The organism is Novosphingobium sp. TCA1 (genome assembly GCF_009811895.1).
GTDB lineage: Bacteria > Pseudomonadota > Alphaproteobacteria > Sphingomonadales > Sphingomonadaceae > Novosphingobium > Novosphingobium panipatense_A.
The window spans coordinates 46,941-64,968 of sequence record NZ_BLJH01000013.1 but is presented as its reverse complement, the minus strand read 5'-3'; the positions used below and the strand labels follow the sequence as shown (position 1 = coordinate 64,968).

The window sequence follows — 18,028 nt, the reverse complement described above, 5'->3', positions numbered from 1 at the left end:
GCTTGACTCGACCTGCCCGGTCCATAGCATGGGCCGGCTTCTGCCGGGCCGCACTGCGGTCCCAAGCGGGCCGAGCAGATATGCCGCAAGCCTCGGATGCGGCGACTGTCATTAGGAGAGAAGCGATGCGGAAGCCCGAAAATCGGGGATGTGTCCCTGCATATGTGCCATGGCCCTCGGCCCCGGCCGCAGTGCTGCCGGAGCGCTCGTGATGAACGCGAGCATCGCGGCCGATGCACGGATGGCGAAGGAGGTTCGCCCGGGCCGCTGGACGTCGCTGCAGGTTCTGGTCGTCGCGATCTGCGCGGCCATCAACGCTCTCGACGGCATGGACCTGCTGATCATGTCCTATGTCGCCCCGGCCATGGCGGCGGACTGGAACATCGGCCTTGCCGCGCTCGGCGTGGTCTTCAGTGCGGGCCTTGCGGGCATGATGGTGGGCTGCGTGGCTGTGGCACCCTTTGCCGACACCTGGGGGCGGCGGCCTACGGTTCTGCTCGCGCTCGTACTGATGACGGTCGGCGCCATCGGCAGCGGTTTCGCCGATAACATCGTCGTGTTCTCGGCGCTGCGTGCGCTCACCGGCATCGGTATCGGCACCTTGCTGGCCAGCGTCGCCGCACTGGTGAGCGAATATGGACCGCCCGGACACCGTTCGCTGGCGATCGGCATCTTCCAGGCGGGCTATCCGGTGGGGGCGGTCGTCACGGGCCTCGTGTCGCTCGTCACCATTCCCGCTTTCGGCTGGAAGGCCACCCTGATCGGCGCCGGTGTGATCAGCGCGATCCTGCTTCCCATCGTCTGGGCGCTTTTGCCGGAATCGGTGACTTTCCTGGAGACGCGCCAGCCTGCCGGTGCCCTTGCCCGAAGCAACGGCCTGCGCCGCCGCATGGGCTGGGCTGATCTGGCATCTCTGCCGCCTCGCGACGAGGTGGGCAGCCTGCCCAAGCCGCGCGACCTCCTCTCCGGCGCTCTCCTGCGCCCGACGATAACGCTCTGGCTTGCGACGTTCCTCAGCTTCTCCGTGCTCTACTTCGTGACGAGCTGGATCCCAAAGCTGGCCGTCGAAGGCGGGCTGAGTCAGGCCAAGGCCCTGTGGGCGGGCAGCATCTTCAACATGGGCGGTGCGGTCGGCGGCCTGCTGATCGGATGGCTTGCCATTCGCCGCCCCATCGGCCGACTGATCGCGGTCTTCTTCGTGATCTGTGCGGTCCTTATGATGATCTTCGCCCAGCAGATGCCGCTGGCTCTGGTGCTCCTGACCGCTTTCGCACTCGGCCTGACGCTCCAGGGCGGCTTCACCGGCTTCTATTCGCTTTCCGCAAAGCTCTATCCGGCCCGGATACGCGGAGCGGGGATCGGCTGGGCCGTGGGTATCGGGCGCGGCGGCGCCATCATCGGCCCGATGGCCGGCGGCGCGCTGCTTGCCGCCAAGCTGCCGCTCTGGGTCACTTTCGCGTCCTTTGCTGTCCCGCTGGTCGCCGCAGGACTGCTCGCCGCACTCGCAGCCCGCCTGGGCGACCTTTCCGCAACCGATAGCTGAACCGAACAGGAACCCGTCATGACCGACAGCCATGTTGTCCCCGCCAGTGTCCTGTTGACCCAGCCCGTCTCGGGATGGCTGGACCGATGGGCGACTTTCGCCGTGGAACAGCGCGCCGCCGCGCTGCCCCGGGCCGTTCTGGACCGAACCCGCCTCGTCCTTCTCGACAGTATCGGCGTGATCGCCGCCGGAATGCAGGAAACGGATGTCGCTGCCCTGGTGGCGAGACGCGCGCAAGGCGGTCCCGCAAGCGTGATCGGCAGCGGCGCCTCTGCATCGGAAGGCGAGGCGGCATTTCTCGGCGGCCTTGCCGGGACCACTCTGGAGCTGGACGAAGGCAACCAGTTCGCGCGGGGCCATCCGGCGATCCACGTCGTGCCTGCCGTGCTCGCCGCCGCGCGTGACTGTGCTGGCATGGCGCTGTTGCGCGCTCTGGTGCTGGGCTACGAGATCGGGTCGCGCATCGGCATCGCCTCGCGACTGCGGGTGACGATGCACCCGCACGGCACCTGGGGCACGGTCGGCGCCGCCGTTGCTGCTGCAAGCCTTGCAGGCGCGGATAGCGCCGGGATGGCCAATACTATCAACATCGCTGCCGGGCTCGGCATCGCGACGAGCCGCCGGACAATGCTGGAAGGTGCGACAGTGCGCAACAGCTTCGCAGGCCTCTCCAACCAGCTCGGCCTGCTCGCATGGGATATGGCCTGCGCCGGGATCAAGGGCGAAGCGGATGCGGTCGCCACCGTCTACGGCGGGATTGTCGCCGAGGATTTCTCTCCCGACGCCATGGTGGAAGACCTTGGTAAGCGCTGGGAGATCGCCCGCAACTATTTCAAGATGCATGCGGCTTGCCGCTATACCCATGCATCGCTCGACGTGCTGCAAACGCTGGTGTCAGGCGAGGGTGGGCGCATCGATCCCGACCGGATCGAGTCCATCGACGTCGATACCTACATCTGGGCCGCCCAGCTCGACGGGCCCGCGCCGCGCACGATGCTGGCCGGCAAGTTTTCGATCCCCTTCGCGATCGCCACGACGCTGGTTCACGGCGAAGCATCGCCCGAGGCCTTCCGTCCCAAGGCGCTGGAAAACCCCGCGATCCTGGACCTGGCTTCCCGTGTGCGTGTGCGCGAGGATAGCGCCATGACTTCGGCGCTTCCTGCCGAAAGGCCTGCGCGGCTTGCCATCACGCTGAAGGACGGTCGGCGGCTTACCGGCGAAACGCGCGTCAATCGCGGCGATACCGAAACCCCTTACGCCCCGGACGAGATCCTGGCGAAGTTCCGCAGGCTTGCGCACCCGGTCTGGGGCGAGGCCGTCTCCAGCGCGATCGAGCGCGCCGTTGCCGACCTCGAGAATGCCGAAAGCTGCCGTTCGCTCATGGAACTGCTTGCCACGCCGCCTTCGATGACCCGCTGAACGACCGGAAAAACTGCATGCCCAACATCATAACAACCTCTCCGTCCGCCTTCGAGATGGCGTTTCCGGCCATCGTGATCGGCGGCGGCGCGACCGGCCTCAGCGCAGCGCTGGCCTTGCGCGATCGGGGCGTCGAAGTCCTGGTTCTGGAACGCGACCGCACGCCTCTCGGCTCCACGGCGATGTCGACCGGCCTGATCCCGGCGGCCGGTACGCCCGAGCAGCGCGCGGCCGGGATCGACGACAGCCCGGAGCGCTTCGCCGCCGACATGCTCGGCAAGACGAAGGGCCGGACCGACGCGGGACTCGCGCTGCGGCTGGCGGAACAGTCGGCGGATACGGTGGCCTGGCTCCGCGATGGCCACGGCGTGCCGCTGGAACTTGTGGACGGCTTTCTCTACCCCGGCCACAGCGCGCGCCGCATGTACGGAACGCCGCACCGCTCGGGCGGCGAATTGATGGGCGCGCTGGAAGCGGCGGGCGCGCGTGCCGAAGTGACGCTGCTGACCGAAGCGACCGTCGAGGGACTTCACGCCGATGGCGACCGCGTGACCGGTGTGCGTATCCGCCGCCCGGACGGCGCGGAGGAAGACATCGGCTGCGACGCGCTGATTCTGGCCTGCTCCGGCTTCGGCGGAAACGGCGAGATGGTGCGCCGCTTCATCCCGGAAATGGAAGGGGCCGTCTTCCACGGTCATCCCGGTAACAAGGGCGATGCCGTCGCCTGGGGCGAGGCTCTGGGCGCTTCGACTGCGGACATGAGCGGATATCAGGGGCATGGCGGCCTTGCCGCAGGCCACGGCGTGCCGATCCTCTGGCCCCTGATCGTGGAGGGCGGTTTCCAGGTGAACGCCCGCGGCGAACGCTTCTCCAACGAGGCGGCCGGCTATTCGGAGCAGGCCGCCAAGGTCAATGCCCAGCCGGGGGGTGTGGCCTGGTCGATCTTCGACGAGCGGTTGCACCGGCTGATGCTGCAGTTCGACGATTATCGCGATGCCTTGTCCGCAGGTGCCGTGATCGAGGCTGCGGATGAAGCTGCGCTCGCCGGGGCGACGGGTCTTCCCGGAGACGTGCTGGCGGCAACGATTGCCGGTGTGGCGAACATGGTCGCGGGCCATGAGGAGGACGCCTTTGGCCGCGACTTCACTGGCAAACCGCTACTGGCGGCGCCCTATCGCGCGGCGAAAGTCACCGGAGCGCTCTTCCATACGCAGGGCGGGCTGGTGGTGGACGGCGATGCGCGGGTCCTGCGACCGGACGGCACGCCGCTCCCGAACCTCTTCGCCGGTGGCGGCGCGGCGCGGGGGGTGTCCGGGCCGGGCGCCGATGGATATCTTGCAGGCAACGGCCTGCTGACCGCGACCACTTTCGGAAAGCTCGCGGGCTTCGCGGCCGCCGCCCTGCTGGCGGCGGCCTGACGATCAGTTGACCGTGCCGGTCGTCGCCCCGGGATAGATCCAGGGGCGGCGGCGGCAGTCGGCGTCCAGGAAAGCCTCTATTTCCGCGCGGCGCAGGAGGGTGAGGGCGATCGCGTCGAGCCCTTCCAGCAGCATCTGACGGCTTTCGTCCTCGATCTCGAATGTCCAGACTGCGCCCGATGCCGCGCGGACTTTCCGTGCGACCAGATCGACGGTCATCGCTTCCGGGGCTTCCTGTGCCAGTGTCGCGATCGCGTCTTGCGGCAGGGCCACGGGGACGATGCCGTTACGCACGCAATTGCCGCGGAAGATCGGGTTGAAGGATCCGGCGATCACGGCCCGGAAGCCATATTCGGCAAGCGCCCAGGCGGCGTGTTCGCGGCTGGAGCCGCATCCGAAATTGCTGCCCGACAGGAGGAAGCGGGCCTCTGCGAAAGCGGGCTGGTTCAGCACGAAGCCGGGCTCGGGCTCGCGGCCTCCCACTTCGGTATAGCGCCAGCCCGCGAACAGCCCGTCCTTCAGGCCGGTCTTGCCGACGGTCTTCATCTCGCGCGAGGGAATGATTGCGTCGGTATCGACATTGTCGCGCAGCAGCGGCGCGGCGCCTGCGGTAAGCGAAGTGAACGGCGTCATCATGCGTCTCCCAGTTCGGCAGGGGCGGCGATGCGGCCCGCAACGGCCGAAGCCGCCACGGTTTCCGGCGAGGCAAGGTGCGTTCGGGTTCCCGGTCCCTGCCTGCTTTCGAAGTTGCGGTTGGTCGAACTGACGACGCGCTCCTGCGGGCCGAAGCTTTCTCCGCCTGCGAAAAAGCACATCGAGCAGCCCGCCTCGCGCCATTCGAAACCGGCGTCGAGGAAGACCTGGTGAAGCCCTTCGGCTTCCGCTGCCATGCGCACTGCGGTGGAACCGGGAACGCAGATGGCGCGGATGTTCGGCGCAACTTTCCGCCCGCGCAGGACATCGGCGGCGCGGCGCAAGTCGGAGATGCGGCTGTTGGTGCAGGAACCGATGAAGGCCGCGTCGATCGGCAGGCCCTTGAGCGCCTGTCCCGGAGCCAGCCCCATGTAGTCCAGCGCACGGTCCACGGCCTCCGCCGCGTCGCGGGCCGGGTCGGCAGCGCGTGGGACCTCCGCACCCAGCGGCACTGCATGCTGCGGGCTGGTGCCCCAGGTGATCATCGGCGCCACTTCCGCCGCGTCGAACTGCTCTTCGCGGTCGAAGCGGGCGCCGGTGTCGCTGGCGAGGTCACGCCATGCCGCGCGGGCAAGCTCGGCCATTTCTCCCTTCGGGCTGAACGGCCGGTCGGCAAGATAGGCAAGTGTCTTCGCGTCCGGCGCGATGATCGCGGTGAAGGCGGCCAGCTCGGTGGCCATATTGCACAAGGTGAGGCGTGCCTCGATGTCGAGGTCGGCGATCGCGGTCCCGGCATATTCCAGCACCATGCCGCGCGCACCGGCAGACCCGATGCGCGAAAGGATGTGCAGGGCCAGGTCCTTGGCGGTCACGCCCGGCGCCAGCCGCCCGGTCACGGTGATCCGCATCGTTCCCGGCTTCTGGATGCGCAGCGTCCCGGTGGCCAGTGCATGTTCCGCTTCGCTGGAGCCGATACCCCAGGCCAGCCCGCTGAGCGCGCCCTGTGAACAGGTATGGCTGTCGGGACAGACCAGTGTGTAGCCGGGCTGGATGATGCCCTGCTCCGGCGAGATGACATGAACGATGCCCTGTCGCGGATCGCCGATGTCGAAGACGGTGATGCCCGCCTCGCGTGCGGCTTCGCGCGTGGAGAGGATGAAGTCGGTGCCCGTGGGCATGACGGTGGCATCGCCGCGGCCCAGACGGGTATCGACGACATGGTCCATCGTGGCAAAAGCCCGTTCCGGTGCCAGCACCGCGTGGCCCGCGGCTGCAAGGCTGCGCAAGGCGACGCCGCCGGTCCGTTCATGCAGCAGCACCCGGTCGATGGCGATCAGTGCGGCACCGTCTCCCAGGTCCGCGACAACGTGCGCGTCCCAGATCTTTTCGAACAATGTCCTGGTCATGCCGCGACCATATCAGGCCTATTTGATATATCAATATAACAAATAAATGCCGTAAGGTTCGCACTGTACCGAAGGGCGCCGCTCGACTACGAAGACAGGATGGCGCGAGAAACCGAAACCGTCTTCGCAGAGGCCGCTCCCCCGCAATGGGCGGGCGCGGTTCCGCTCTATCACCAGATCTTCCTCGCCCTGCGCGACGACATCCTGGGCGGACGCCTTCCGTTCGGCGCTTCTGTGCCGACCGAGCATGAACTGGCGGCGCAGCACGGCGTCTCGCGGATCACGGCAAGGCGTGCGCTGCACGAACTGGCCGCCAACAAGCTGGTCGAACGCCGGCGGCGCACCGGCACCCGCGTGGTCTATCGCGCGTCCACCGTGCCGATCGAGGCGAACGTCGAGCAGGCCATCGAATCGTTGCTGGCGTTCGGCCGCAATACGCCGGTCAAAGTCCTCGACCTGTCGAAGGAGCCGGCACCGACCGATATCGCCGCCATTCTCGACAGGCCGGTGGGCACGCTCGTCTACAAGGCCCGCCGTATCCGCCACACCGACAAGGAGCCGCTGGGCGTCGTCACCAGCTGGCTACCGGCGGACCTCGGCGTGAAAATCACCAAGCGAACGCTGACCTCGACCCCCATTCTCAAGCACCTTCACGATGGCGACATCACGATCGTGGGCGGTCGCCAGACCGTTTCCGCGGTCCATGCCAGCGTCGAAACCGCGGCCCTGCTGGGCATAGAACCGCGCGACGCGCTCCTGCGGATCGAGCGCGTGGTGCTCGACGATGCGGACAAGCCGGTCCTGTTCACCATCGCGGACTATCGGGCTGACCGCTACCGGATCAGCCTCGATCTCCACGGCGGTCCTCGCCCCGCCGTCGGCTGACGTCAGTCGAGCGCGGCGGCGATGGCCGCCGCGTCCATCCCGGCCTCGCGCAGCAGTGCCGCGCCATGCTCACCCGCCTGCGGCAGGTCGAGACGGCAGGGCATGCGTGTTCCGTCCAGCTCGATCGGCAGGCCCGGAAGGCGGGTTTGGCGCCCCTCATCCAGCGTGACGTCCACCAGTCCGCCCGCGGCGAGATGGCGATCCTCGAACAAGTCCGAAGGGGTCGCAATCGGCGCGAAAGGAAGGCCCAGACGCTCCAGCAGATCGACTGCCTCCTCGCGCGGCATTCCCGCGAAACAGGCGCGGACCACGGGCAGGATCCTGTCGCGCGCTTCAACCCGCTGGTTGTTGGTCTCAAGGGAAGCGTCGTCCAGCAGGGCGTCCAGTCCGAAGGCTTCGCAGAAGGCCTTCCACTGGCCGTCGCTGACGACGCCTACGAAGAGCTGCTCGTCCGGCATCTTCGTCTCGAACACATCGTAGACCGCCCAGGCCGAGATCCGCTCCGGCATGGGGCGGGGCGCCTTGCCCGTTACCGCCTCCTGCGCCATGTGCTGGCCGACGAGGAAGGCGGTCGTCTCGAACAGGGCGCACTTCACCTCGCCGCCGCGACCGGTCCGGTGCCGTCGCTCCAGCGCGGCGAGAATGCCGATCGCACCGAACATGCCCCCGGTGATGTCCACCACCGATGCGCCCGCGCGCAAGGGGCGGCCCGGAGGACCGGTCATGTAGGCGAGGCCGCCCATCATCTGGGTCACTTCGTCCAGCGCGGTGCGCTTTTCATAAGGGCCGGCCAGAAAGCCCTTGGCCGAGCAGTAGATGAGGCCCGGATGGCGCTCCACGAAATCCTCATGGCCGAGGCCCAGCCGCGCGAGCGTGCCGGGGCGGAAATTCTCGATCAGCACGTCGGCGCTTTCCACCAGCGCGATCGCCGCAGTCTTGCCCGCGTCGCTCTTGAGATCGAGGCAGACGCTGCGCTTGTTGCGGTTGAACATCGGGAAATACCCGGCGCCGGATCCCAGCAACCGGCGCGTCTGGTCGCCGCCCTTGGGTTCCACCTTGATCACGTCCGCACCCAGGTCCGCGAGGATCAATCCTACCGACGGCCCCATCACCATATGCGTGAACTCGATCACGCGGATGCCGCTGAGCGGAAGCTCCTCCCTCATCGATCGACTCTCCTTCTTGAATTGACAGCCCTCTCGACAGGGCAGGCTTATTTGTTATAACACTAATACATAAAAGCCAAGGAGCCTCGGATGTCAGCGAGAATTTTAATCAGCGAGGTCGGCCCGCGCGACGGCTTGCAGAGCATCGCGCCGGTCCTGCCGACCGATGTGAAGAAGGCCTGGATCGCCGCCGAAGCCGCTGCCGGCGTAACCGAGATCGAAGTGGGCAGCTTCGTTCCGGCGAAGCTGCTTCCGCAGCTCGCGGATACCGGAGAGATCGTGGCCTATGCGCGCACGATTCCCGGCCTCACGGTTGCCGCGCTGGTACCGAACGCCAAGGGTGCGGCGGCCGCGATCGCCGCCGGGGCGCACAAGATCACCCTGCCGCTTTCCGTTTCCGAATCGCATAGCCTGGCGAACCTGCGCCGCACACACGAGCAGGTGATTGCGGAAGCCGGACAGATCGCCGCGCTGATCGCGGACCTGCCTGCCGAGTGTCGCCCCCACTTCGAAGGCAGCCTCTCCACCGTCTTCGGTTGCACCCTGGAAGGCGCGATCCCGGATCGGCAGATCGCGCGTCTCGCCGAGGCGCTGATGGCGGCCGGATGCGACGAGATCGGGCTTGCGGATACGAACGGCTATGCCGATCCTTCTGGCGTCAGGCGCATGGTTCGCCTGGTGCGCGGCGTCGCCGGAGAGGCTGCGGTTACGGGAATCCACCTGCACAATACCCGTGGTCTCGGTCTTGCCAATGTGCTCGCGGGGCTGGAGGCGGGGCTGACGACGTTCGATTCGTCGCTTGGCGGACTCGGCGGCTGTCCCTTCGCCCCCGGCGCGAGCGGCAACATCGTCACCGAGGATCTGGTCTTCATGCTGGAGGCGATGGGTTTGGATACGGGCATCGACCTGCCCGGGCTGCTGGACGTGCGCCGTATCTTACACGCGGCGCTGCCGGAAGAGCCGCTCTATGGCTTTACACCGGAGGCCGGGTTGCCGCTGGGCTTCACACCCGCCGGAACACGAACCGATTTCGCAATGGAGACGGCACAATGAGCACGATCGTCGGCACCCGGATGGTCTCGGACCATCGCACCGCCCGCCAGATCTTCGAGGACGTGATGGCGAACCCTGCCCGCGCCAAGTTCGGCTTCGGCGAGCGGCTGGCGATCGTCAACGTGGACTTCCAGAACGTCTACACGCGGATCGACGAGTTCAAGACCGCCTATGAGACGGACCCCCGCCAGATCGAGCATGTGAACACCATCTCGCGGCTCGCCCGCGCGCAGGGCATGCCCGTCGTCTGGACCCGCGTGGCCTATCATGAGAATGCGGCGGATGCCGGTGTCTGGGGCACGCGCACGAATACGCCCGACAGCCTGCAGAACATCAAGCACGGTTCGCGCCGCCATGCGCTCGACGACCGCTGCCAAGTTGGCGCCAACGACATGATCTACGACAAGCACATGCCGTCCGCCTTCTTCGAGACGCCGCTGCAAAGCCTGCTGGTGTGGCACAAGGTCGATACGGTGGTGATCACCGGCGGCTCCACGTCCGGCTGCGTGCGGGCGACCGCCGTCGACGCGCTCAGTCGCGGCTACCGCACGATCGTGCCGATCGAAACCTGCGCGGACAAGCACGAGAGCTACCACTTCGCCAACCTCACCGACCTTCAGCTCAAATATGCCGACGTCGAACCGGTGCAGGCAGTGATCGACTGGCTGGAGGCACGCTGATGCGCGAAGGCGAAGCCGATCCCGGTCTCTACGATTTCCGCCCCTACCGCAACCGGACGCCGATCCGCTGGCCCGGCGGCAAGTCGGTGGCGGTCTGGGTGTCCCCCAATCTCGAATTCTACGAGATCGACCCGCCGGCAAATCCGCACCGCAAGAGCTGGGCGAAACCCCATCCCGACGTCGTCGGTTACGGCCACCGCGATCACGCCAACCGCGTCGGGCACTGGCGCATGGCGGACGTCATGACCCGGCACGGCTTTCCGGGTTCCGTCTCACTCTCGGTGGCGCTGTGCCAGCATGTCCCCGAGGTCGTGGAGGATGCGAACGCGCGCGGCTGGGAGTTCTTCAGCCACGGCATCTACAACACGCGCTATTCCTACGGCATGGATGAGGCGCAGGAACGTGCGATCATAGAGGATTCGATCCGCACCGTCCGCGAGGCGACCGGGCAGACCATCCGGGGCTGGCTGGCCCCGGCGCTGACCCATACGCCGCGCACGCTGGACCTGATCGCCGAATATGGCCTGACTTACACCTGCGACCTCTACCACGACGATCAGCCCGCGCCGGTTCATGTGAAATCGAACCGCCTCATCTCCATGCCCTACAGCCTGGAAGTGAACGACCATTACGGCTTCTTCGTCTACAACATGAGCCCGCGCGACTATGCCGACGCACTGATCCGCCAGTACGACAGGCTCGCCGCCGAGGGTGAGACGTCCGGCACCGTGATGTGCATCCCGCTTCATTCCTACCTGATCGGCCAGCCCCACCGCATCGGCGCGTTCGAGGAAGTGCTGCGCCATATTGCGGCGGACGGCCGCGCATGGATCACCCGCAGCGGCGACATCGCCGACCATTTCCTCCGGCATGATTACGACGCAGTGGCCGCCGATGCCGCCCGCGTAGCGGAGAACGCACGATGAGCCTCGATCCTTCCTATCTGGTCTACGAACGCCGCCGCCGCGGGATGGACCACGATCTCTACCCCTGGTCGAACCTGTTCGCCCGCAAGCCACTCGCCTGGGATGGCGGTGCCAAGGTCGCGGTGCCCATCGTGGTCTCGCTGGAGTGGTTTCCTATCCAACCCTCCGACACGCCGTTCCGCGCGCCGGGGCACATGCAGACGGCCTATCCCGACTATCGCCACTACACGGCGCGCGAATATGGCACGCGGGTCGGCTTCTACCGACTACTCGATGCCTTCGCGGCGGTGGATGCGCGGGTGACCGTGGCGGTCAACGCCGCGATCGCGGAGCGCTATCCCTCGATCGTCCGCGACATCGTCGCGGCCGGACACGAGATCGCCGCGCACTCCACCGACATGAACGGCACTATCGCCAGCGGGATGGACGAGGCGGACGAGCGCGACCTGATCGCCCGCGCGCTCGATACCCTGGAAGCGGCAACGGGGTCCCGTCCTCGCGGCTGGCTGTCGATCGCCCGTTCGCAGAGCTGGTCCACGCCGGGGCTGCTCGCCGATGCCGGGCTCGACTACATGCTGGACTGGGTCAACGACGAGCTTCCCTACTGGATGACGACGTCTGCAGGACCCGTTCTCAACGTTCCTCTCAACCATGAACTGTCCGACCGCCAGATCGTCACGGTTCAGCAGCAGTCGGCCGACAGTTACCGGCAGCAGGTGGAAGACGCCTGCGCATGGCTGGTAGACGAAGCGACCCGCTTCGGCGCGCGGATGCTGCCACTGCATCTCACGCCCTACATCATGGGGCTGCCCTACCGCATCGGCGCGCTTGAAGACTTGCTCCGCACCTTGCGCGAAAAACCCGAGGTGACGTTCCTGACGGCAGGCGAAATCGCACGGCAGACCGCGGCCCAGCTTCCCCGCCCGTGATGGCGCGGTGCCGTTCCGCACAATGACCGGTGCGATGAGCCGCGTGCTGCCGTGGATCCGCCTCCTGCCGGGCGCCGCCCTGTTCGCGGGGCTTTTCGAGGTGCTCGGCATGCCTGCCGGCCTGCTGCTGGGGCCGCTCCTGGCGGCCGTCATCTTCGCCTCGCGCGGGGGCGCGCTGCGCCTTCCGTCCTGGCTGGCCATGGCGGCCCAGGCGATGATCGGACTGATGATCGCGCGGTCGCTCACTCTCCCTGCGTTGACGCGGGTGGCGCAGGCACCCTGGATGTTCTTGGGCACGACGATCGCCATCGTGGTCGCCGCCACGTGTATGGGAGCAATCGCGGCCCGGATGCGGGTACTTCCCGGCACGGCCGCGATCTGGGGATTGATGCCGGGCGCCGCGACCGCCATGGTGCTGATGGCCCGGGACGAGGATGCGGATTGGCAACTCGTTGCCGTGATGGCCTATTTGCGGGTCATACTGGTGGCCGGGATCGCCTCGATTCTGGCCTTGTCCTTTTCCGCACACTCCGGGGGGAGCGCAGTTGGGGGAGGGGCTCCGGGCGGCGCGTGGTTCCCCGATCTGCAACCGCGCCGCCTCTGCGAAACGGTTGTCATCGCGCTCATCGGTGTCTGGGGTGCCCGGCGACTGGGGGTGCCTGCCGCCCCTTTGCTCGGCCCCATGTTTCTCGGCGCGCTGGCAACGGGCGCAGGGCTGGCGCAGCCGCAATTGCCGGGCTGGCTCCTGGGCGGGGCCTATCTTTTCACCGGCATGAGGATCGGTCTCGGGTTCACGCCTCCGGTCATCGCGACGGCACGAAAGGCCGCGCCGGCGCTATTGGCCGCTGTCGGGTCCCTGATCGCCTTCTGCGGGGGCTGTGGTTTCCTGATTGCCCATGTCTTCGATGTGGATCCCCTGACGGCCTACCTCGCAACCAGCCCGGGCGGCGCCGACTTCGCGGCCGTCATCGCCACGACGACCGATGTCGATGTGTCGTTCGTGATGTCCATGCAGGTCACCCGTCTGCTTGCAGTGATCGTGGTCGGCCCCTGGCTGGGCCGCATGGTAGCCCGTTATGTGGGTACAGCCGAGCTAGGTTCGTGAACTGACCGGCGAGTTCTGGCTACAAGTCTTTCGCCAGCCCTTTCACATCGCGAGCTTCGCTGCCCGGCTATTATCTTGATCACGTAAGCTGAGTGGACAAGCGATACGACGTCATGTCGTTCCGAATCCCGACCCGATCTCCCTTGACAAATTTGTATTAAAAATATCGTATACGACTCGCTCGTAACGGATTGTTGCGGGTCAGAGAGCGATAAACCACATGAACAATCATCGGACCGCCGCAGCAGGGCTGCGGACGTTACTCATGCTCAGTTGTCTTGGCCTTTCGACCGGGGTCTACGCGCAGACGGCCCCGGTTACCGAGGACGATGCCGCAGCCGAACGACCTGCCAACGACATCGTCGTCACGGGATCGCGCATCCGCCGCGCCGCTGCGGACAGCCCATCGCCCATCGCCGTGGTTGATGCCGACCAGATCAAGGCGACCGGCACCCAGAACATCGCCGATGTCGTCAACCAGCTTCCGGCGCTGGCGGTCACCCAGACCAATCAGACCAGCAACCTTGCGGGCAATGCAGGCGTCAATGCGCTCGATTTGCGCGGCATGGGAACACAGCGCACGCTGGTGCTGGTCGATGGCCGCCGCCAGGTCGCGGCAATCCCCGGCACTTCTGCGGTCGATCTCAGCAACATTCCCTCCAGCCTGGTCCAGCGCGTGGAAGTGATCACCGGCGGCGCCTCGGCGCTCTACGGTGCGGATGCGGTTGCGGGCGTGGCCAACTTCATCCTCAAGAAGGACTTCCAGGGTATCGAGGCGAACACCCGCTACAGCGCCTCGACGCGCGGCGACATGGACACTTACGGGTTCGACCTTCTGGCAGGCACGAACTTCTCCGAGGGGCGCGGCAACGTCACGGTCTACGGCTTCTACGAGAACACGCCCGGCACGGTGAGCGGTTCCGATCGGCCGTGGACGGCGGACGGCTACCCGATCTACGCCCGCACCAGCAGCTCCAGTCCCTATTTCATCCAGGACCACGTCCGCAACATCAACACGGCCGATGCCGCGCAAGTGGTGCTGGGCGGCAAGCTCTATTCGGTGGGCCGCGACAGCGGCACCTTGCGCGATCCCATCCTCGGACCCGGCGGCCTGGTCAACGTCGTGCCGGTCAACCTCGGCACATCTACCGACCCGCTCGGCACTTTGCTGACCGACGGCGGCGAATACAACGGCCGCTATGACGGCTGGTTTCTTTCGGTCCCCTCCGAACGCTTCAACACCCGCGCCGCGGCCAGTTTCGAGGTCAGCGATGCGCTGAAACTCTTCGCCAATGCCACTTTCGCGCACAATACCTCGACTTCGGGCTCTCTCCAGATGACCGCGTTCGGCACCGACGTCGTGCCGGCCGACAGCCCCTTCATCACCGACGAGATGCGCGCGGCCAATGGCGGCGCGGTGCCTGCGGGCGGTGTCCAGTTCGCGCGGCGCTTCATGGAACTGCCCGCCCCGCGCACCGAATACGACCGCAAGCTGTTCCAGGCCGTGGCTGGGGCGGAAGGCGACTTCACGCTCTTTGCCCAGCCCTGGAACTATTCGACCTACTACTCCTACGGCAAGACCACCCAGCGCGTGCGCGATGTGAATTCGACCGCCTATGACCGCTGGTATCTGGGCATCGACAGCACGACCGGCGCCAACGGCGAAGCCGTCTGCCGCAGTACGCTCGACGATCCCGGCAACGACTGCGTGGCGATCAACCCGCTGGTCACGCTGACCCCGGAGATGATCGACTACATCACTTATACCTCGCACTGGTCGAGATCGACGCTGACCCAGCAGGTGCTCTCAGGCTACGTCTCCGGCGGCCTGTTCGACCTGCCGGGCGGGGCAGTGCAGGTCGTGCTCGGCGGCGAATACCGCAAGGAGCGCAACGATATCGGCGCAATCCCCGAATACAACCCGGACAGCCCGCTCTACGATCCGACGATCGGCACCATGCAGGGCACGCTGGTGGGCAAGTATTCGGTCAAGGAAGTCTACGGCGAAGTCCATGTGCCGATCCTGAAGAACACGCCGTTCTTCGATACGCTCTCGGTCGACGGTGCCCTGCGCCTGTCGGACTACAGCACCGCCGGATCGACCACGACCTGGAAGGTGGGCGGCGAATGGGCGCCGATCCCCGACATCCGCTTCCGCGCCACTTACGGACAGGCCGTCCGCGCGCCCAATATCGGCGAACTCTATACGGCGGACAGCATTTCGGGCCTGTGGATCACCGATCCCTGCAATACCTACAATCTGGCCAACCGCGCGACCCGCACCCAGTATACGGCCGCCAACTGCGCCACGATCAATCCCGCCGATACCGTCAGCTACTGGCTCTACCGCGACATCATATCGAGCGGCAATCTCGACCTGAAGCCGGAGACCGCCAAAACCCTGACGCTCGGCGCCGTGCTCCAACCGCGCTTCGTGCCCGGCCTGTCGTTTACCGTCGACTACTACAACATCGACTTGCGCAATGCGATCGACGCATTCGGCGCCCAGATGCTGATCGACAAGTGCGTCGACCAGTCCAGTCTCGACAATATCTTCTGCCCGCTCATCCAGCGCGATGCCAACGGCAATCTCGAATCCGTGATGACGCAGAAGCTGAACCTGTCACAGTACCTGACGCGGGGCATCGATTTCGGGCTGGGATACAGCCTGCCGTTGTCCAGGCTGGGGCTGTCCGACGATGCGGGCAAGTTCTCGATCGACGCCAACTACACCCGCCTGCTCAAACGCCGTTATACGCTCGATCCCACCGATCCCAATTCGATCACCGAATATGCCGGTATCTTCGGGTCACCCAAGTGGAAGGGTGTCGTGCGCACGAGCTATGCGCGCGAGGGCATGGGCGTGACCTGGACCTTGCGTCATTTCTCGCCGATGAAGGCCGCCACCACGATCACGCCGGACAAGTACAGCAAGGTCTGGACGCCGAACGTGTTCTACAACGACTTCTCGGCTTTCGTGGCGCTGACCGACAATATCGAGTTGTCGGGCGGCCTCAACAACGCCTTCGACCGCAAGCCGCCGCGCATACCGGGCGCCGAGGCGGGCGGGGCCAACTTCGAACTGAGCTACCAGTCGGGCGTCTACGACGTGATCGGCCGCACGTTCTTCCTGAGCCTGCGCTTCCACCGCTGATAATGGCCGGCCCGGTTCCGCCTCGGCAGATCCGGGCCGATCCTCGAAACCGGAGAACATCGATGAACCCGCACCGCCTGGCCCTTGTACTGCCGCTCCTCATCGCGGCCTGTACGCATCCGCCGGGGAAGGATGCGCGCATGGCCCATGCCGTGATCGGAAGTTACGAAAGCTGGACGATAAGCGCGCCGCCCGCCGCGCTCGGTCTTGATCCTTTCTACGCCAAGTATGCCGATGCGGGCGGCATCCCGGTGGTCTCTTCCGCGAAAGTCCCGGACAGCGCCTTGCTGATCGCCCGCGATATCGTGCTTGCCGAGACTGCCGAGCGGCCCGACATTCGCCGCGAGCTGGTCCGCAGCGGCGCGCGGGTCGGTGTCATGGCGATCGACGAAGGGACGATGCATCTTCCCGAGCAGCGGGACTGGAAGAAACCTGCTGCGGACGATCCGCGCCTGACGCCCTGCGAACGGGCGAACTACGCCAGGATCGCCGCCATGACCGATGCCGAGTATTGGAACAGCCGGGCACGCGGCATGGGCGGCCTCTATACGACCGGAGCCGCCGAGAACCTGCTGGGCGTGCCGGACACGCGCTATTTCGGCGAGAACATCCTCGTCCACGAGTTCTCGCACAATATCCTTTCCGCCATCGAAAGGGTCGATCCCGCCCTCTACGGGCGCGTCGAGGCGGCTTATAGCCATGCTCTGGAGCAGGGCTTGTGGAAGGGCGATTATGCCTCGGTCACCGTGCAGGAATACTGGGCCGAGGGCACGCAGTTCTGGTTCAATTCCAACAAGGCGTTCCGGCACGAAGGCGGCATGGTCGTTTCCGACAGGGATCTGCAGACCTATGATCCGATGCTCTTCGCCGTCCTGAGCGAGGTATACGCGAACAGCCACAGGATCGGTGCGGATGTGTTTCACGATCATCCCGCACGCCTGGCATTGCCGGCAAAGCCCGCGAAGGCGTGTTGAACTCTACCGTAATGCTTCTGTAACGGGCTACCGCCACTTGCAGCGGTGGCTCGTTACAACCCTGTCAGCGATAGTCCTGCGTCAGCTGCCAGCAGCCGCTTCGCCATGAGAACAGATAGGCGCCGGTTTTCCGATATGGCGTTCCACGGTCCAGCCGTCGCCCTCTTCGTCGTCGCGCAGGATAGCAGGCTGATAAGTGAACTTGAAACTGCCGTCCGGCAGGTCTTCGAATTTCACATCAAGCGCGGTGTAGGGCTGGTTCGGGTCAGCCCGCCAGCGCGCGACGGATGCACTATCGGCGAATTGCCAGTCTACGTGTGAGACGTTCAAAGACTGGTATGCACTGGCAGGAAGGCTGCTGCCGGTTGCCTTCGAAGGTTGCCGAAATCCTCGCTGTTCGACTTGCGGCGCTGTGTATCTGGCGCGTACCGCGGGTGAGGCGATGAATGCGTCGAGGAACTGGTTGAATTCCTTCTGGGTACATCCGCTTTCGGCCTCACCCATGGATTGGGCGATATCCTCAGTCGTTTCGGCGAGGGATGCCTGGGCGCCGCCGAGCAGAGAGATGGCAAAGGCACCGCACGCCAGGGCGGAACAGCGGCGGATGTGGTCAGGTCTTGTCACAATAGATCTCATGTCTGTCTGAAGAAAGTTATTGATTGCTCGGGGCTTGCGCCGGGCGATGCTGTGCTTTGTTTGTCGCGATATAGCTTTCGATCGGCTCTGCAAAGGCGCCG

Annotated in this window: 15 protein-coding genes; 11 read left to right on the top strand and 4 right to left on the bottom strand. The window is 65.8% G+C overall.

Annotated features, from left to right (window positions below; all coding sequences use genetic code 11):
* Positions 1-211: 211 nt before the first annotated feature.
* The 3 genes from NTCA1_RS15465 to NTCA1_RS15455 are packed head-to-tail and all read left to right on the top strand — an operon-like array spanning position 212 to position 4,380.
* Positions 212-1,543 carry an MFS transporter gene (locus NTCA1_RS15465; RefSeq protein WP_159831157.1) on the top strand — a complete coding sequence of 444 codons (1,332 nt, stop codon included), beginning with the start codon at positions 212-214 and terminating at the stop codon, positions 1,541-1,543.
* 18 nt (positions 1,544-1,561) lie between these two features.
* Positions 1,562-2,962, top strand: a complete 1,401-nt coding sequence (locus tag NTCA1_RS15460; protein WP_133084479.1) for an MmgE/PrpD family protein — start codon at positions 1,562-1,564, stop codon at positions 2,960-2,962.
* 17 nt (positions 2,963-2,979) lie between these two features.
* Positions 2,980-4,380: an FAD-dependent oxidoreductase gene (locus NTCA1_RS15455; protein ID WP_236549362.1), complete on the top strand. Its 1,401-nt coding sequence runs from the start codon at positions 2,980-2,982 to the stop codon at positions 4,378-4,380.
* A 3-nt stretch (positions 4,381-4,383) separates the two neighbouring features.
* Here NTCA1_RS15455 and leuD read toward each other — a convergent pair whose 3' ends face one another.
* A complete protein-coding gene (gene leuD, locus NTCA1_RS15450) occupies positions 4,384-5,016 on the bottom strand; it encodes a 3-isopropylmalate dehydratase small subunit (RefSeq protein ID WP_306439295.1) in 633 nt (210 codons plus the stop codon).
* On the bottom strand, positions 5,013-6,419 hold the full coding sequence (locus NTCA1_RS15445) for a 3-isopropylmalate dehydratase large subunit (protein WP_133084480.1): 1,407 nt from the start codon (positions 6,417-6,419) through the stop codon (positions 5,013-5,015). Before NTCA1_RS15445 ends, leuD begins: the two co-directional genes overlap by 4 nt.
* 99 nt (positions 6,420-6,518) lie before the next feature.
* Here NTCA1_RS15445 and NTCA1_RS15440 point away from each other — a divergent pair, with 99 nt between their 5' ends.
* Entirely contained in the window at positions 6,519-7,304 is a 786-nt protein-coding gene (locus NTCA1_RS15440; protein WP_133084481.1) for a GntR family transcriptional regulator, read from the top strand.
* A 2-nt stretch (positions 7,305-7,306) separates the two neighbouring features.
* Here NTCA1_RS15440 and NTCA1_RS15435 read toward each other — a convergent pair whose 3' ends face one another.
* Positions 7,307-8,470 carry a CaiB/BaiF CoA-transferase family protein gene (locus tag NTCA1_RS15435; RefSeq protein ID WP_133084482.1) on the bottom strand — a complete coding sequence of 388 codons (1,164 nt, stop codon included), beginning with the start codon at positions 8,468-8,470 and terminating at the stop codon, positions 7,307-7,309.
* A gap of 90 nt (positions 8,471-8,560) precedes the next feature.
* Between NTCA1_RS15435 and NTCA1_RS15430 the strand changes: the two genes are divergently transcribed.
* The 7 genes from NTCA1_RS15430 to NTCA1_RS15400 all read left to right on the top strand — a co-directional run bounded on the left by NTCA1_RS15430 (position 8,561) and on the right by NTCA1_RS15400 (position 17,291).
* Positions 8,561-9,523: a hydroxymethylglutaryl-CoA lyase gene (locus NTCA1_RS15430; protein WP_133084483.1), complete on the top strand. Its 963-nt coding sequence runs from the start codon at positions 8,561-8,563 to the stop codon at positions 9,521-9,523.
* Positions 9,520-10,203, top strand: coding sequence for an isochorismatase family protein (locus tag NTCA1_RS15425; protein WP_201282499.1), 684 nt, complete (start codon positions 9,520-9,522; stop codon positions 10,201-10,203). Before NTCA1_RS15430 ends, NTCA1_RS15425 begins: the two co-directional genes overlap by 4 nt.
* Positions 10,203-11,129 (top strand): polysaccharide deacetylase family protein, encoded by a 927-nt coding sequence (locus NTCA1_RS15420; protein ID WP_133084484.1) that lies wholly within the window; start codon positions 10,203-10,205, stop codon positions 11,127-11,129. Before NTCA1_RS15425 ends, NTCA1_RS15420 begins: the two co-directional genes overlap by 1 nt.
* Positions 11,126-12,058 carry a polysaccharide deacetylase family protein gene (locus NTCA1_RS15415; protein ID WP_159831156.1) on the top strand — a complete coding sequence of 311 codons (933 nt, stop codon included), beginning with the start codon at positions 11,126-11,128 and terminating at the stop codon, positions 12,056-12,058. The genes NTCA1_RS15420 and NTCA1_RS15415 overlap by 4 nt, the downstream gene beginning before the upstream one ends.
* Before the next feature lie 7 nt (positions 12,059-12,065).
* Positions 12,066-13,163: an AbrB family transcriptional regulator gene (locus NTCA1_RS15410; RefSeq protein WP_133084485.1), complete on the top strand. Its 1,098-nt coding sequence runs from the start codon at positions 12,066-12,068 to the stop codon at positions 13,161-13,163.
* 265 nt (positions 13,164-13,428) lie between these two features.
* The gene (locus tag NTCA1_RS15405) at positions 13,429-16,317 is read left to right on the top strand and encodes a TonB-dependent siderophore receptor (protein ID WP_236549361.1); all 2,889 of its coding nucleotides are present in this window, start codon (positions 13,429-13,431) and stop codon (positions 16,315-16,317) included.
* A gap of 62 nt (positions 16,318-16,379) precedes the next feature.
* The gene (locus tag NTCA1_RS15400; protein WP_236549360.1) at positions 16,380-17,291 is read left to right on the top strand and encodes a glycoside hydrolase; all 912 of its coding nucleotides are present in this window, start codon (positions 16,380-16,382) and stop codon (positions 17,289-17,291) included.
* A gap of 81 nt (positions 17,292-17,372) precedes the next feature.
* Here the strand turns inward: NTCA1_RS15400 and NTCA1_RS15395 are convergent, their stop codons facing one another.
* The gene (locus tag NTCA1_RS15395; protein ID WP_159831154.1) at positions 17,373-17,915 is read right to left on the bottom strand and encodes a hypothetical protein; all 543 of its coding nucleotides are present in this window, start codon (positions 17,913-17,915) and stop codon (positions 17,373-17,375) included.
* Positions 17,916-18,028: the final 113 nt, after the last annotated feature.